This is a genomic window from uncultured Bradyrhizobium sp., from assembly GCF_936928535.1.
Taxonomy (GTDB): domain Bacteria; phylum Pseudomonadota; class Alphaproteobacteria; order Rhizobiales; family Xanthobacteraceae; genus Bradyrhizobium.
Genome location: NZ_CAKZHY010000096.1, coordinates 66,237 through 81,701 on the forward strand (window position 1 = coordinate 66,237; position 15,465 = coordinate 81,701).

15 protein-coding genes are annotated in these 15,465 nt (G+C 63.7%); 10 read left to right on the forward strand and 5 right to left on the reverse strand.

Annotation, left to right across the window (positions count from 1 at the left end):
* Positions 1–42: 42 nt before the first annotated feature.
* A complete protein-coding gene (locus Q0687_RS18920) occupies positions 43–726 on the reverse strand; it encodes a GntR family transcriptional regulator (protein ID WP_298879639.1) in 684 nt (227 codons plus the stop codon).
* A 174-nt stretch (positions 727–900) separates the two neighbouring features.
* Between Q0687_RS18920 and Q0687_RS18925 the strand changes: the two genes are divergently transcribed.
* The 4 genes from Q0687_RS18925 (at position 901) to Q0687_RS18940 (ending at position 5,744) form a co-directional block, all read left to right on the forward strand.
* Entirely contained in the window at positions 901–2,613 is a 1,713-nt protein-coding gene (locus Q0687_RS18925) for an IlvD/Edd family dehydratase (protein WP_298879640.1), read from the forward strand.
* A gap of 63 nt (positions 2,614–2,676) precedes the next feature.
* Positions 2,677–3,672 carry a TRAP transporter substrate-binding protein gene (locus tag Q0687_RS18930; protein ID WP_298879642.1) on the forward strand — a complete coding sequence of 332 codons (996 nt, stop codon included), beginning with the start codon at positions 2,677–2,679 and terminating at the stop codon, positions 3,670–3,672.
* 156 nt (positions 3,673–3,828) lie between these two features.
* Positions 3,829–4,407 (forward strand): TRAP transporter small permease, encoded by a 579-nt coding sequence (locus Q0687_RS18935; RefSeq protein WP_298879643.1) that lies wholly within the window; start codon positions 3,829–3,831, stop codon positions 4,405–4,407.
* Entirely contained in the window at positions 4,404–5,744 is a 1,341-nt protein-coding gene (locus Q0687_RS18940; protein WP_298879646.1) for a TRAP transporter large permease, read from the forward strand. The genes Q0687_RS18935 and Q0687_RS18940 overlap by 4 nt, the downstream gene beginning before the upstream one ends.
* 5 nt (positions 5,745–5,749) lie before the next feature.
* Here Q0687_RS18940 and Q0687_RS18945 read toward each other — a convergent pair whose 3' ends face one another.
* Together Q0687_RS18945 and Q0687_RS18950 are read right to left on the reverse strand one after the other, a co-directional pair.
* The gene (locus Q0687_RS18945; protein ID WP_298879647.1) at positions 5,750–6,325 is read right to left on the reverse strand and encodes a histidine phosphatase family protein; all 576 of its coding nucleotides are present in this window, start codon (positions 6,323–6,325) and stop codon (positions 5,750–5,752) included.
* Positions 6,322–7,116: an enoyl-CoA hydratase-related protein gene (locus tag Q0687_RS18950; protein WP_298879650.1), complete on the reverse strand. Its 795-nt coding sequence runs from the start codon at positions 7,114–7,116 to the stop codon at positions 6,322–6,324. The genes Q0687_RS18945 and Q0687_RS18950 overlap by 4 nt, the downstream gene beginning before the upstream one ends.
* A gap of 225 nt (positions 7,117–7,341) precedes the next feature.
* Between Q0687_RS18950 and Q0687_RS18955 the strand changes: the two genes are divergently transcribed.
* The gene (locus Q0687_RS18955) at positions 7,342–8,562 is read left to right on the forward strand and encodes an FAD-dependent oxidoreductase (RefSeq protein WP_298879653.1); all 1,221 of its coding nucleotides are present in this window, start codon (positions 7,342–7,344) and stop codon (positions 8,560–8,562) included.
* Here Q0687_RS18955 and rbsK read toward each other — a convergent pair whose 3' ends face one another.
* Positions 8,563–9,477 (reverse strand): ribokinase, encoded by a 915-nt coding sequence (rbsK, locus tag Q0687_RS18960; RefSeq protein WP_298879656.1) that lies wholly within the window; start codon positions 9,475–9,477, stop codon positions 8,563–8,565.
* Between the two features lie 20 nt (positions 9,478–9,497).
* Positions 9,498–10,391: a sugar kinase gene (locus Q0687_RS18965; RefSeq protein WP_157329743.1), complete on the reverse strand. Its 894-nt coding sequence runs from the start codon at positions 10,389–10,391 to the stop codon at positions 9,498–9,500.
* A gap of 210 nt (positions 10,392–10,601) precedes the next feature.
* Between Q0687_RS18965 and Q0687_RS18970 the strand changes: the two genes are divergently transcribed.
* The 5 genes from Q0687_RS18970 to Q0687_RS18990 all read left to right on the forward strand — a co-directional run bounded on the left by Q0687_RS18970 (position 10,602) and on the right by Q0687_RS18990 (position 15,465).
* A complete protein-coding gene (locus Q0687_RS18970; protein ID WP_298879668.1) occupies positions 10,602–11,450 on the forward strand; it encodes a VOC family protein in 849 nt (282 codons plus the stop codon).
* 158 nt (positions 11,451–11,608) lie between these two features.
* Positions 11,609–12,358 carry a TetR/AcrR family transcriptional regulator gene (locus Q0687_RS18975; RefSeq protein WP_363323958.1) on the forward strand — a complete coding sequence of 250 codons (750 nt, stop codon included), beginning with the start codon at positions 11,609–11,611 and terminating at the stop codon, positions 12,356–12,358.
* Between the two features lie 289 nt (positions 12,359–12,647).
* Entirely contained in the window at positions 12,648–13,457 is an 810-nt protein-coding gene (locus Q0687_RS18980) for an ABC transporter permease (RefSeq protein ID WP_298879679.1), read from the forward strand.
* A 54-nt stretch (positions 13,458–13,511) separates the two neighbouring features.
* The gene (locus Q0687_RS18985; RefSeq protein ID WP_298879682.1) at positions 13,512–14,504 is read left to right on the forward strand and encodes an ABC transporter substrate-binding protein; all 993 of its coding nucleotides are present in this window, start codon (positions 13,512–13,514) and stop codon (positions 14,502–14,504) included.
* A 112-nt stretch (positions 14,505–14,616) separates the two neighbouring features.
* The gene (locus Q0687_RS18990; RefSeq protein WP_298879685.1) at positions 14,617–15,465 is read left to right on the forward strand and encodes an ABC transporter ATP-binding protein; all 849 of its coding nucleotides are present in this window, start codon (positions 14,617–14,619) and stop codon (positions 15,463–15,465) included.

Genomic DNA, 15,465 nt, shown 5'->3' on the forward strand with positions numbered 1-15,465 from the left:
TCTAAATGGCGCTGCTGCGCTGTCGGGTTATCGACGCGGGCTCTAGGGCTCCGTCTCGCCTGCAATCCGTGCCAGATAGTCCGCCTTGCTGAACTGCATGTGATCGACACACAGCTGGGCCAGTGCCCAGCTGTCGCGTCCTTTCAGCAGCTCGATCATCAGCTCGTGCTGGCGCCGCGACTGCGCGAGACCGTCGCGGTCCGCAAGGTTCTTCGCCCGCATCGGCAGGGTCAGGTTCATGTAGTCCTGCAGCGAGCGCACCAGATAGGGATTGCCGCAGGCGGAGAACAGCACGAGGTGGAAGGCGTCGTTGGCTTCGTGGATGCCGCGCAGGTCGCGGATGTCGGCCTTCGCGCAATAATCGTGTTGCCGGGCGGTCAGTTCGTCGATCAGGGCTTGCGGCGCGGGCAGGGGGATCATCAACGCGGCCTGCCGCGTCAGCATCTCCCTCACTTCGTAAATCTGCCGGACCTCCTCGGCCGAATAGAACCGCACGGTCGCGCCGACATTCTTCTCGCGGCGGACGATACCGCGGCGCTCCGCATCCACCAGCGCCTGGCGCACGAAGTGGCGCGAGGTGCCGTAGCGCGACATCAGCGCGTCCTCGGTCAGGCGCGCGCCCGGGGCGAGGCGGCCGAAGATGATGTCCTCCTCCAGCCGCGCGACGACGTCATCAGGATCGTCGCGCCTGGCAGGCATGGCATCTGCGGTGCGAATGTCGGACATGCCCTCAGCCTCCGGCGCCTCGCCGGTCCGCCCTAGGGAGCAGGGGAGGGGCAGATTGTCAATAATCTGACTGTTTGGCGGTGTGAGGGTCCAGAAATAGCGAGATAGACGCCTGTCTTATTGACAATCGGGGGGCAGGCTGTAGCACAATGGCAAGCGAGAAGGAGTTGGATAATGACGAGTGGTTTGCGCAAGGGTTTGACGAGCTATGGCGATGCCGGCTTCTCGCTCTTCCTGCGCAAGGCGTTCATCAAGGCCATGGGCTATTCCGACGACGCGCTGGAGCGCCCGATCGTCGGCATCACCAATACCTATAGCGACTACAATCCATGCCACGGCAACGTCCCCCAGATCATCGAGGCCGCAAAGCGCGGCGTGATGCTGTCGGGCGCGATGCCGTTCGTGTTCCCGACCATCTCGATCGCCGAGAGCTTTGCGCATCCGACCTCGATGTACCTGCGCAATCTGATGGCGATGGATACCGAGGAGATGATCCGGGCCCAGCCGATGGATTCGGTGATCGTGATCGGCGGTTGCGACAAGACGCTGCCCGCGCAGGTGATGGCGGCGATCAGCGCCGACCTGCCGACCGTCGTCATTCCTGTCGGCCCCATGGTGGTCGGTCATCACAAGGGCGAGGTGCTGGGCGCCTGCACCGATTGCCGCCGGCTGTGGGCGAAATATCGCGCCGGCGATATCGACGATGCTGAGATCGAGGCCGTCAACGGCCGCCTCGCGCCGTCGGTCGGCACCTGCATGGTGATGGGCACGGCCTCCACCATGGCCTGCATGATCGAAGCCATGGGCCTGTCGCTGCCGATGAGCGCGACGATTCCGGCGCCGCACGCCGAGCGTTTCCGTCTCGCCGAGGCGAGCGGCAAGGTGGCTGCCGAGATGGCCAAAGCTAAGGGACCCAAGCCGAGCGAATTCCTGACGCCGGCCTCTTTCAAGAACGCGCAGGTCGTGCTCCAGGCGATCGGCGGCTCGACCAACGGCCTGATCCATCTGACCGCGATGGCGCATCGCTCGCCGCACCGGCTCGATCTCGAAGCGTTCGACCAGATCGGCCGCGAGGTGCCGGTGCTGGTCGACCTCAAGCCGTCGGGCGAGCATTACATGGAGCATTTCCATCATGCCGGCGGCGTGCCGAAATTGCTGGCCCAGCTCGGCGATCTCGTCGACCTCGACGCGAAGACGATTTTGGGCCAGACGCTGCGCGACGTCGTCGCCAATGCGGAGGACGTGCCCGGCCAGGACGCGATCCGCTCGCGCGACAATCCGATCAAGAAGGAGGGCGGTCTCGCCATCCTGCACGGCAACCTCGCGCCGCGCGGCGCGGTGATCAAGCAGTCGGCTGCGAGCCCGAAGCTGCTGAAGCATACCGGGCGAGCGGTGGTGTTCGAATCCGTCGAGGACATGACCTTGCGGGTCGACGATCCCGAGCTCGACGTCACCGCGGACGATGTGCTGGTGCTGCGCAATGCCGGCCCGAAGGGTGCGCCCGGCATGCCTGAGGCCGGCTATCTCCCGATTCCGAAGAAGCTGGCGCGCGGCGGCACCAAGGACATGGTGCGCATTTCCGACGCGCGCATGAGCGGCACCGCGTTCGGCACCATCGTTCTCCACATCACGCCGGAATCCGCCGTCGGCGGGCCGCTGGCGCTGGTGAAGAACAGCGACAAGATCAGTCTCGACGTGGCCAGGCGCAGCATCGAATTGCTGGTCGATGCGGCCGAGCTGGAGCGCCGGCGCGCGGCCCTGAAGCCGGCTGCTGCCCCCGATCAAGCACGCCGAGGCTACGCCTGGCTGTTCAACGAGACCATCATGCAGGCCGACGAGGGCTGCGACTTCGACTTTATGCAGAGGACTGGGAAGCAGACTGAGTAAGGGCTGATCAATGCACTAGCCGAGACCGCTTAAAGCGGCCGGCGACAAAAACAGGGGGAGACGATGATTGCACGATCCATGCGTGGGTTGGTGGCCGCGGCCGCCATGCTGTTCGTCACGGGTGCAGGGGCGCAGGAGGTGAAGCATTATCGCTTCGCCTACGACCAGCCCCGCAACACCGGCTATTCCATTGCCGGCGACCTCTTTGCCGACAAGCTCAAGGAATTGAGCAAAGGCACCATGATCATCGACCAGTATCCGGGCGCGCAGCTCGGACAGGAGCCGCAGGTGCTCCAGCTCGTGAAAGCCGGCGACGTCGAATTCTCCATCGTCTCCTCGGCCAACACCGCGACGATCTCGCCGCAGGCGGGCGTGATGTCGCTGCATTATCTGTTCCGTGACGAGCAGCATGTGGTCAAGGGGCTCGCCGATCCCCGAGTGTTCGAAGCGCTCAAGTCCATGATCGAGGAGACCACGCAGGGCCTGCATCTCATTGCCACGGGCTCGCAAGGCGTGCGCCACATGTACTCCAAGAAGGAGATCCACAATGTGGCCGACATCAAGGGCCTGAAAGTCCGCGTACAGGCCACCGCCACCGAGGACACTATGTTCCCGGCCTATGGCGCCCAGACCGTGCACATGCCGTTCGGCAGCGTCTATACGTCCTTGCAGACCGGCGTCGTCGACGTCGCCGAGAACAGCATCAATGTCTATCTCGTCAACAAGCACTACGAGGTGGCGCCGGTTCTCAACATCACCGAGCACGAGGCCAACAACGCGCTGGTGTTCGTCTCCGACAAGCTCTGGCAGAGCCTGTCGGCCGAACAGAAGGGCTGGGTGCAGACCGCGGCCAACGAGATCAGCACGAAAGAGCCGGCGAAAGCCTTCGACCTCGAGCGCAGCGCGGCCGAGAAGCTGAAGAAGATGGGCGTCAAGATCGTGGACAACGTCGACAAGAAGAGTTTTACGGCAATCGCCGATCCCTATCTGGACAAGCTCGCCAAGGAGCTCGGTCCGCACGCCGAGAAGATCAAGGATCTGATCCGGTCGATTAATTAGTTCCCGAGCGCGTCGTCATGCCCGGGCAGAAGCGCGAAGCGCGTCTTCGCGCTGGATGTCCCGGGCATCCACGTTCTTCCTTCGAGCCCGCGCCGAGAGCGTGGATGGCCGGGGTAAGCCCGGCCATGACGGAAACCGACAGCCGGGACGACCATAATGCCCATTGCCGACAAGCTCGTCCTCCAACGCCAGCGCCATCTCAAATGGCGCTGGCTCGACTGGCTCGAGCTCGCGCTGATGATCCTGTGCGGCCTGCTGTGCTTCGGCTTCTCGCTGTCGGTGACGGCCGACATCGTCACTCGCACCATCGGCCATCCCTGGCTATGGCTCCAGGAGGTCACTTCGACGCTGTTCATCTACGCGATCTTCATCGGTACGGCGGTTGCGACGCGTCGCAACGATCACCTCTATCTCACCGCGATTTCCGAGGCGATGCACGGCGCGCCCAGGATCATCGTCGAGGTCATCATTCGCGTCATCGTGCTCGGCGTCGCGTTCTGCCTGATCTGGTACGGCTACCAGAATTACTTGCGCGGCTTCGGCAGCTTCCGCCTGCCGTCGGGCACGCCGATTGCGTCACTCTACGCCATCATTCCGCTGTCCGGCATCCTGATCGGCCTGTTTACCATCGAGCAGCTCGTCAATGGCCTGCGCCACGGCTTTGACCATCCGGAGCCGCCGGACGAGGATGCTGCCCCCGTAGTGACCGAAGCGCAAATGAGGGCGCAGCCGTGAGCGCACCTGTTGTCCTCGCGTTGATGTCGATCTGCTTCCTGTCGTTCGGCTATCTCGGCGTGCCCGTACCGTTCTCGCTGATGGCGGGCGTGTTCGTCGGCGCGTTGCTCTCCGATGTCTCGCTCGCCGCGATCATCCAGAAGATCTTTGACGGCGTCGATTCCGAGGCGTTGCTGGCGATCCCGTTCTTCCTCTTGGTGGGCGAGCTCATGAGCTCGGCCAATGTGGTGGTGCGAATAGCCAACCTCTCGGTGTCGCTGGTCGGGCATATCAGGGGCGGGCTGTCGCAGGTCGTGGTCGTCTTCAGCATGTTCTTCTCGGAGATGTCCGGCTCGACCACAGCCGACGTCGCTGTGATGAGCCGCGCGCTCGGCGGCCCGATGAAGCGCGAGGGCTACGAGCCCGCCTTCATCGCCGCGATCATTGCTTCGGCCTCGACCATCGCCGCGCTGGTGCCGCCGAGCATCACCGCCGTGGTCTACGGCGCCGTCGGCAACGTCTCGATTGCGGGCCTGTTCATGGCCGGCGTGGTGCCCGGGCTGATGATTGGCTTCGGGCTGATGATCTATTGCTATTTCTTCGGCCCGTCCGGCCTGCGCAAGCCGCGCGCGCCGCTGCGGCAGGTGGTGTTCGCGGCGGGCGATGCGGCCCTGCCGCTGATGATCCCGGTCATCCTGCTCGGCGGTATCCTGACCGGATGGTTCACGCCGACGGAGGCCGGCGTCGTCGCGGTGGTCTGGATTATTCTGGTGGTGATCCCCGCGCTCAATCGCGGGCATATCAGGAAGATCCCGTACGATTTCTGCCTCGCCGGCCTGATCTTCTCTCTGCCGCTGATCACGATTGGCGCGGCCAACGCCTTTGGCTGGATGCTCGCCTATTTGCGCGGCGCCAGCTACATCGCCGACATGATCACCTCGATCGCCGGCAACGATCCGCACCTGATCATGCTGCTGATGGTGCTGCTGTTCACCGTGGTGGGCGATTTCATCGAGCCGGTGCCGACCATTATCATCTTCATGCCGCTGGTGAATGCGCTGACCGAGGCCGGCGACATCAATGGGGTGCACATGGGCGTTGTGCTGATCGCAACGCTCGCCTTCGGACTGATCACGCCGCCTTACGGCCTCGTGCTGCTGATGGCTTCGAAATTCGTCGGCATCAGTTTTGCCAAAGCATTACGCGCGGCGCTGCCGATCTATGTCGTGTTCTTCGCCACCATCGCGTTCGCGATCTTTTTCCCGAGCGTGGTGCTGTGGCTGCCGCAGAAAGTGCTCCCCGAGTCGGTCGGCTGCTTCAAGTCGCCGGCGGGGACGGGGTATATTTGCCCCAAATAACTATATTAAGTGACGAGCTGCTCGATGCACCATCGCGCGTCGTCGTGCACGTAGCGAAACGGCGTGCCGTGGCTGTTGTTGAAATAACTGCCGGTGAGCGCATTGGCCATGCCCTGCATCACCGCGTCGTGGCAGACAAACAGAATGTGGTCGTCAGGATGGCGGTCGAGCCAGAGCGCGACGGTGCGCAATGATCGCTCTGTCATGGCGTCCCAGTTCTCGCCATCGGCCGGCAAGATCGAGACCAGGCCCGTCGCCGATTTGACGCCGTGTCTGATCATGAGGTCGCGGACGGGGCGGCCTTCAAAGCTGCCGAAATCGAACTCGATGATTCCGATGTCGAATGTCAGCGGCGCCGCGATCGCGTCCGCGATGATCTCGGCCGTCTTTGCCGCGCGCACCAGCGGGCTTGCGACGATGCGGTTGATGCCGGCGTCGCGCAGCATGCTGGCCGCCTCGTGCGCCTGCCGCAGGCCATCCTCGTTCAACGGATTGTCCGTCCGGCCCTGGAATAGCCCCTGCCGGTTCCAACCGGTCGCGCCGTGGCGCAGGCCGCAGAACGAGCGCGTTGGCACGCTCATTTGCTCTTGCTCGTGAACTTCTTCACGGCGACACGGAACTCCTCCGTATTCATCGCCATGATGATCTTGTGCTCCTCGGCATCGAGCTGCTGCTTCACCGGCGTGGTGGCGGCCGCATAGACCAGCGATTTGGTGCCTGCAATGGCCGTGGACGGGTTCTGCGCCAGCCGTTCGGCGAGCTGTCGTGTCGCCGATTTCAGCTCGGCCGCGGGAACAGTCTTGACGAGGAGGCCCCATTCATAGGCCTGCTGCGCGGTAAAATTGTCTTCAGCGAGGAAGATCTGCAACGCGCGGCGCGAGCCGACCGTGCCGACGATCCCGACCGTCGAGCCACCGTCCGGCGACACGCCGATTTTGGCATAGGCCGGCGTGAACTTGACATCATCAGCCGCGATACAGAGATCGGTGACGAAGGCGAGGCCCATGCCCGCGCCGGCGGCCGAGCCGTGCACGCTCGACAGCGAGATCTTTGGCATGCGCCTGATGATCTCGATGAAGGCATGGTAATGCCTAAGCAGCTCACCGACGACCGGCGTCACGGTATTGGCTTCGGCGGCAGCGCCAATCGTCTGGAGATCGCCGCCGGCCGAGAACGCGCGGCCCTCGCCTTCAATCACCACGACCTTGATGGCGTCATCGCCTTCAATGGTGGCCGCGAGCTGCTCGAGCTTCTGCGCGATGGCGAGGTTGACCGAGTTGAACGCGGCGGGGCGGTTGAGCGTGATGGTTGCGATCGCACCATCGATCCGCAGCAGTGCGGGATCGTCGGGTTTTGAGACGGGAGCTTGCATCGGAATATCCCCGGCTGGAGGTTCGTTGCTGCAACTAAATCGCAGAAGCCGAGGGGAAACAATCCCCGGTCGCGCCCCTTGCGCCGCGCGAAATGATCGGCTCAAATGGGGTGCCTTCGTTTAGGGACGGACACGAGCGCCGGCTCCTCCTAGGCTAGCCAAGCCATCTTTAGCGAGAGGAGACGACATGGGTGATGCTCGTGTCTTGAAGAAATGGGCTGCCCAATGACCGATGGGCCTGTCATCATTGTCGGTGCCGGCCATGGCGGCTACCAGGTCGCCGCGTCGTTGCGCCAGGCGGGTTTTGCGAATCGCATCTGTCTGATCAATGACGAGGCGCATCTGCCCTATCAGCGGCCGCCGTTGTCCAAGGCTTACATCAAGGGCTCGGCCGGCCCTGACAGCCTGATGTTCCGCCCCGAAAAATTCTATCAGGACCAGAAGATCGAGCTGATCGCGGGCCGTGCCGTGTCGATCGACCGCGCGGCGCGAAAAGTGCTGCTCGCATCTGGCGAGATGCTGGCTTACGGCCATCTCGTGCTGGCCACGGGCGCGCGCAACCGGCTGCTCGATCTGCCCAATGCGAACCTGCCCGACGTGAAATATTTGCGTATTCTCGACGAGAGCGAGGCGCTGCGCCAGATCATGCCAACGAAGAAGCGCGCTGTGATCATCGGCGCCGGCTTCATCGGCCTCGAATTTGCCGCCACCGCGCGGATCAAGGGCCTCGAGGTCGACGTGCTCGAACTCGCCCCACGGGTGATGGCGCGCGCGGTGACGGCGGAAGTGTCGGAATATTTCCAGGCGCGGCATCGCGAGGCCGGCATCCGCATTCATCTTGGTGTGCAGGCAACCTCGATCGAGGCCGAGTACGGCAAGGTTACCGGTGTCAGTCTCAGTGACGGAAGGCATCTGCCCGCCGATCTCGTCGTCGTCGGTGTCGGTGTGCTGCCGAACATCGAGCTTGCGGCCGAGGCGGGGCTGCCGGTCGCGGCCGGCATCATCGTCGACGAATATCTCTCGACGGCCGATCCAAACATTTCAGCGATCGGAGATTGCGCGCTGTTCGCAAGTCCGCGCTTCGGAGGCTCGCTGCGGCTGGAGTCCGTGCAGAACGCCACCGATCACGCCCGCTGCCTCGCCGCGCGTCTGACCGGCGACAGGAAGCCCTATGACGGCCACCCCTGGTTCTGGAGCGACCAGGGCGACGACAAGCTCCAGATCGCGGGCCTTACTACCGGCTACGACCGCGTCGTGCTGCGCGGCGATCCCGCGAAGAAGGCGTTTTCCGCCTTTTGCTATCACGGCGAGAAGCTGCTCGGCATCGAATCGATCAACCGCGCCGGCGATCACATGTTCGGCCGCCGTTTGCAGGCGATGGGTCGCTCGATCAAGCCGGAGCAGGCCGCCGATGAAAGTTTTGACCTGAAAAGCGCGCTGGCCTGATCAGCCGGCGCCGAGCACCGCCGCCACTTCCGGGGCCGTCGGCATCGACGGCCCGGCACCCATGCGCTGCACGGAAATCGAGGCGGCGGCGTTGGCGAAAGCGAGGGCAGAGCGCAACGGCACACCATCGGCGAGCTGCGAGGCGAGCGCGCCGACAAAGCAGTCGCCGGCGCCCGTGGTGTCGACCGCCTTCACCACACGGCCGGGCACCGCGAATTCCTCGCTGCCCGCGAGCGCGAGCACGCCGCGCTTTCCCAGCGTGATGCAGATGGTCTGGTCCGCGCGCGCTTGAAGCCGTCGCGCGACGGCGATGATCTTCGCGGCCTCGTCGTCGTCAGCGAGTTCGGCGCCGGCGAGGAAACCAAGCTCGGTCTCGTTCAGCACGAGGATGTCAACGAGTGCGAGCAGCTCGCTCGACATCTTCTGCGCCGGCGCTGGATTGAGCAGCGTCGTGCTGCCTGCGCTACGGGCGCGCCGGAAGAACGCGGCAATCGTCAGCAGCGGAATCTCGAACTGGCTGACGGCGACATCGCCCTTGGCCAGCGAAGCCTCCGCGACATCGTCCGCGCTGACCAGCGCGTTGCTGCCGGGAATCACGACGATGGTGTTGTCGGAAGCCGCGACCGTGATGATCGCGGTGCCGCTATGCGTGTCGGCCTCACGGACGGAGCCGAGATCGACGCCCTGCGCGCCGAGGAACGTCCGAAGCTCAGCGCCGAACGCATCCTTCCCCAGCCGTCCGATCAGAATCGTCTTGGCGCCGAGCCGCGCCGCCGCGACCGCCTGGTTGGCGCCCTTGCCCCCCGGGAAATAAAGCACCTCGCGGCCGGCGACAGTCTCGCCGACCCGGGGGTGGCGATCGGCTGTCGCCACCACATCCATATTGATGCTGCCGGCGACGAAGACGCGCCCCATGATAAGCCCTTACAAAATCCCTAGACCCTGACTTCGAACTCGTGCCTGACCTTGGCGATGTCGACAAGGGTCGGCAGGCCGGCCTCGTTGCCGAGGCGCTGGATCTTGAAGGTCGACGCGGCCCGGGCAAAGTCGAAATGCTCGCGCCAGCTTTTGCCGGGATGTGCCAGGTAGGAATAGACATAGGCGCCGTGGAAGACGTCGCCGGCGCCGTTGGTGTCGATCACGCGCTCGCGCGGGATCGGCATCGCGGGCATCACCTGCACCGTCCCGGTTTCGTCATACCAGAGCAGGCCTTTCTCGCCCATGGTGACGCCGCCGATCTTGCAGCCGCGGCCCTTGAGGTAATCGAGCATCTTCTCCGGCGTCAAATCCATCTGCTCGCACAGCCGTTCGGCGACGATCGCGACGTCGATGAATTCCAGGAGTTCATGCGTGTTGGTGCGCAAGCCGCCGCCGTCAAGCGAGGTCAAAATGCCCGCCTCGCGGCAGACCTTGGCGTAGTGGATCGCGGCATCGGGCTGGTGGCCGTCGACATGCAGCGCGCGGCAGCCGCCGAGATTGAGCATTGGAAAGGGGTGGATGTGCTCGTCGTCGCGGCAACGGACGATGGCGCGCTTGCCGTCCTTGGGCATGATGAAGGACAGCGAGGACTGGTTCACCTTCCGCCCGTGCAGCGAGATCGCGTATTTCGCGCACATGTCCTGGAACATGCGCCCGAGCCAGTCGTTCGCCGCGGTGGCGATCAGGTCGGGCACGATGCCGAGCTTGGCACAGCAGAACGCCGCCGTCACCGCGTTGCCGCCGAAGGAAACCGCGTAGTCCGAAGCCACGTGCTTTTCGTCGCCGGTCGGCATGTGGTCGGTGATGAAGACGACGTCGATATAGGTCTGTCCGATAAAGAGAGCCTGCATTGCTTGTCCGTGATGCGCTGGGTGGTCCCGGCCGGCGCAGTTACTCTAGCACCGGTTCCGCGCGAAGGACGCGGAAATTATTCACAAAACCGGCCCGAAGCGCTTGAGGTCGGCATGTGGCCGGAATACGACCATGTCGGCCCCATGCCAAGCCCGGTCAGTTGCCGTTTTCCGGACCTCACGGTTCCAGGTTGATCAAGAGGGACAAACATGATCACCGGCCTCGATCATATCGTTGTTCTGGTCAAGGATATCGGTGCGGCCAAGGCGGCCTATCAGACGCTGCTTGCCCGAGCGCCAGCCTGGCAGAATTCCGGCGAGGGCGCCGACCGCGTGCTGTTCACCCTCGACAACATGACCCTCGAATTGATGGCGCCGAGCGGCTTCACCGCGATCGCGAACCGGATGCGCGCGCTGCTTGACGACCAGGAGGGCGTGCTCGCCAGCCTGTGCTTTCGTGTCGCAGACATCGACAAGATGCACCGGCGGCTCGACCGGGTGGCGCTGGAGCCGGATCCCGTCGCCGAGGTCGAGAGCAGCGACGAAGTATCAGGTGTGGCGCTGCATTGGAAACGCACGCGGGCCGCGACCGAACTGACGCGCGGCGTGCGCATGTTCTTCCTCGAGCTGGCCGAGGAGCGTCCGAAGTCGGCTGCTTCGGACATTGCGCCGGTCGAGGGGCTCGATCACGTCGTCATCACGACAGAGGATTCCGATCGCGCCGCCGCGCTCTACGGTGCCCGGCTCGGCCTCGATCTCGCACTCGACCGTTCCCACCACGACTGGGGCCAGCTGATGTTCTTCCGCTGCGGCGATCTCATCGTCGAGGTGGTGCGCCGCCCCGTCGCAGGCGGCGATTCCGATCACGACCGTCTCTGGGGCCTGAGCTGGCGCGTCGCCGACATCGACGCCACTCGCGCCCGCCTGATCGCCAGCGGGCTCGACGTCAGCGACGTCCGCAACGGCCGCAAGCCGGGTACGCGGATCATGACGGTGCGCAGCGGCACCTGCGGGATCCAGACCGTGCTCATGGAGCGCTCGCCGAAGCCGGCGGAATAGGCTTCGCTCTCTCCTCTCGTCATTGCGAGGAGCCCTTGCGACGAAGCAATCCAGGCTGTTTCCGCGGTGTCAGTCTGGATTGCTTCGCTGCGCTCGCAATGACGGTGTTGAGGCAGTCGCGCGCCTCTCTTCTAGGCGACGGGCCGCCCGCATGGTACATGCGATCTGGACGACCACCCCAGCGAGCATCCGGTTTGGCGAAGGCAGCGGCAAAGCGAACTCTGAAATGGCAGCGCGACCCTGAGGGGATGCGGCTGCGCATTCTCGAAGCCGCCAAGCAGGAATTTTCCGCTCACGGGCTCGCCGGTGCGCGCGTCGACCGCATCGCGGCCAAGGCCGGCGCCAACAAGCGCATGCTGTACTACCACGTCGGCAACAAGGACGAGCTCTATCTCGCGGTGCTGGAAGGCGCCTATGACAAAATCCGCAGCGAGGAGCGGGGGCTCGATCTCGAACATCTCGATCCGCCCGAGGCGATCAAGCGGCTGATCGAGTTCACCTGGAATTACTTCCTGCGCAACCCCGAGTTCCTGTCGCTGCTCCAGACCGAGAACCTCGCGCGCGCAAAGCATTTGAAGCGCTCCACCAAGGTCAAGTCGATGCACTCGCCCTTCGTCGAGATGATCCGCACCGTGGTGCGGCGCGGCGTCGAGTCTGGCGACTTCCAGGTCGCGGTCGATCCGGTCCAGCTCTACATCTCGATCGCGGGCCTCTGCTTTTTCTATCTCTCCAATTCGGCGACGCTGAGCGTGATCTTCGGCCGCGATCTGCTTGCCAAGGACGCCAAGGACGAGCGGCTGGCGCACATGGTCGGCTTGGTGTTGGCGGCGCTGACGGGGCGGTCGGCCGCGCTATTCGAAATCGCCAAGACGCCGAAGTCCCGCGCAGGCGTAGCGCAGACGGTGTAGCGACAATCGTCGTCCTGGCGAAAGCCAGAACCCATACCGCGTGATCTATCTGGTGTACGCGGTGCTATTCCCGAATGACCAGCCTTCGCCAAACTCCTCCCTGGGGTAATGGGTCTTGGTTTTCGCCAGGACGACACCGATTGTGTGGGACGGGCGGTGCATTCCCATCACAACATTCCCATCGATCCCCCCGGAACCGCCGCAAAACGTCACAGGGAATCCTCTGGACAGTATTTATCCAACGGGTTAATTTCTCCCCGGAAACGAAAAAGACGATCGGGAGTGAAGCGTGGCTGAGTTGAAGCCGCAGAGTGCGGTGTCCAAGATGCTGAATGCGGCCTGGGTCCGGCCGTTTCTGTTCCTGGTCTTCATCGTCGTCGCCTGGGATCTCGCGATCCGGCTGTTCAGGATTCCCGCCTACCAGATCCCGGCGCCGGTCGACGTCGTCGCGGTGCTGCGCTCGGACTGGCCGGAGCTGCTGCGGCAGTGCTGGCCGACGACCTATGCGACCGTCTGCGGCTTCCTGCTGTCGGCGCTGTTCGGCATCCCGGTGGCGATGCTGATCGCGGGTTCAAAGACGGTGGAGAGCTACGTTTATCCGCTGCTGGTGTTTTCCCAGTCCGTGCCGAAGATCGCGATCGCACCACTGTTCGTGGTCTGGTTCGGCTTCGGCATTGTCCCGAAAGTCATCTCGGCATTCCTGCTCGGCTTCTTTCCAGTGGTGGTCTCGGCGGTGCAGGGCTTCAAGTCGGTTGATCCTGACATGGTCGATCTCGCTCGCGCGATGCAGGGCAGCCGCTTTCAGGTGTTTTGCGCGGTGAACCTGCCGCATGCGCTGCCGGCGATCTTTTCCGGCCTCAAGGTCTCGGTGACGCTCGCCGTGGTCGGCGCCGTCGTCGGCGAGTTCGTCGGCTCCAATTCCGGCATCGGCTATGTGATGCAGCGTTCGATCGGCACGTTCGACCTGCCGACGATGTTCGCGGCGCTCGTTCTCCTCGCGCTGCTCGGCGTCATCTTGTTCTGGGTCGTCGACCGCATCGAGAAGCTGGTGATTCCGTGGCACGTCAGCCAGCGTGAAGAGGTCATTTTCGCGTCTTAACCAAAGCAACGAACGGCCAACAACGGCCGAAACATAACGACAGGGAGAGTGATGATGAAGCGGTGGATTGGGGCTGCAACTGTGGCGCTGATGGCGTTTGCAGTTTCGCCGGCAAAGGCGGCCGACAAGGTCGTGCTGATGCTGAATTGGTACGTCTATGGCGAGCACGCGCCGTTCTATTACGGTAAGGCCAAGGGCATCTATGCCGCCGAAGGCATCGACCTCGAGATCCAGGAAGGCCGCGGCTCGGCGGCGACCACGCAGGCCGTCGCCGCCAAGACCGCCGATTTCGGCTATGTCGACGTTCCCACCATGATGCGCGCCGCGATCAAGGGCGCGCCTGTGATCGCGACCGGTGTGCTGCTGCAGACCTCGCCGATGTCCGCCATGGGTTTTGCCGACAAGAACATCAGGAAGCCCGAGGACATCAAGGGCAAGACGGTGGCGATCACGCCGGCCGATTCCATGACCCAGATCTGGCCGCTGTTCCTGAAGAAGACCGGCCTCAAGGAAAGCGACTTCCAGACCGTTGCCGGCGACGGCCAGACCAAGCTCAACGCCGTCATCAACGGCCAAGCTGATCTCTTGCTCGGCTATGTCATGGACCAGTCGATGAAGATCAAGGACGCCACCGGCAAGGACGTCTATCCGATCAAGTTCGCCGACTACGGCATCAACATGGTCTCGTCGGGCATCATCGCCAACACCGATTATGTGAAGGCCAATGCCGATCTCGTCCGCCGCTTCATGTCGGCGACGACGAAAGCGGTGGAAGCCGCCGAGAAGGAGCCGAAGGCGGCCGCGCAATCGATCCTCGATGCCAACCCCAAGGGCGGCAAGATCGACACGCTGACGCAGGGCTTCGAGCTGACCATTCCGCTCTATCGGACCGCCGAGACCAAGAGCAAGCGGCCGTTCCAGGTCACCGACCAGAACATGACTGACAGCGTCAACCTCATGGTCGAATATGGCGGCCTCGACGCCAAGGCCAAGGACAACCCGAAGGCGTTCTACACCAACGATTACCTGCCGAAGAGTGGCACGTGAAACGCTCGTCATTCCCGGGCCCGAAGGGCGAACCCGGAATCTCGAGATTCCGGGTCTGGTCCTTCGGACCATCCCGGAATGACGGTCCCTATCGCCGATTGGACTTGTTGAGATGACCGCAGCAAAGCAGGTGGTGGACGAGGTGCAGCCCGCCGCGCATCTGAGACTGGTGAGCGACCGGGCTGCCGGCGACACGTCGGGCATCAAGCTCTCAGGCGTGTCGAAGACCTACCGGACGCGCGACGGCGACGTGCCATCGCTGCGGCCGCTCGACTTCCACATCAATGACGGCGAATTCTTTGTCGTGGTGGGCCCGTCCGGTTGCGGCAAGTCCACGCTGCTCAAGCTGATCTCGGGGCTGTTGCCGCCGACATCAGGCGAGATTTTGGTCGAAGGTGAAAAGGTGACGAAGCCGCATGGCAATGTCGGCATCGTCTTTCAGAACGCGCTGCTTTTGCCCTGGCGCAACATCCTGTCCAATGTGATGTTGCCGATCGACATGAAGCGGCTGCCGCGGGACGAATACCTCGCCCGCGCCAAGGCGCTGCTGAAGCTGGTCGGGCTGGACGGATTCGAGAAGAAGCTGCCCTGGCAATTATCGGGTGGTATGCAGCAGCGCGCCTCGATCTGCCGCGCGCTGGTGCACGATCCCAAGATCATGCTGATGGACGAGCCGTTCGGCGCCCTCGATGCGCTGACGCGCGAGCGCATGAATGTCGAGCTGATGCGGATCCAGCGCGAGACGAAGAAGACGGTGCTGCTGATTACGCATTCGATTCCGGAAGCCGTGTTCCTCGCCGACCGCGTGCTCGTCATGACCGAGCGCCCCGGCGCGATCGCGGCGATCTACGACGTGCCGCTGCCGCGCCCGCGCTCGCTCGATGTGATGGCCGACCCTGTCTTCACCGAGCTCGTGCAACGCATCCGCAAGCATTTCTTCTCGCAAGGTTCGCTGGACTAA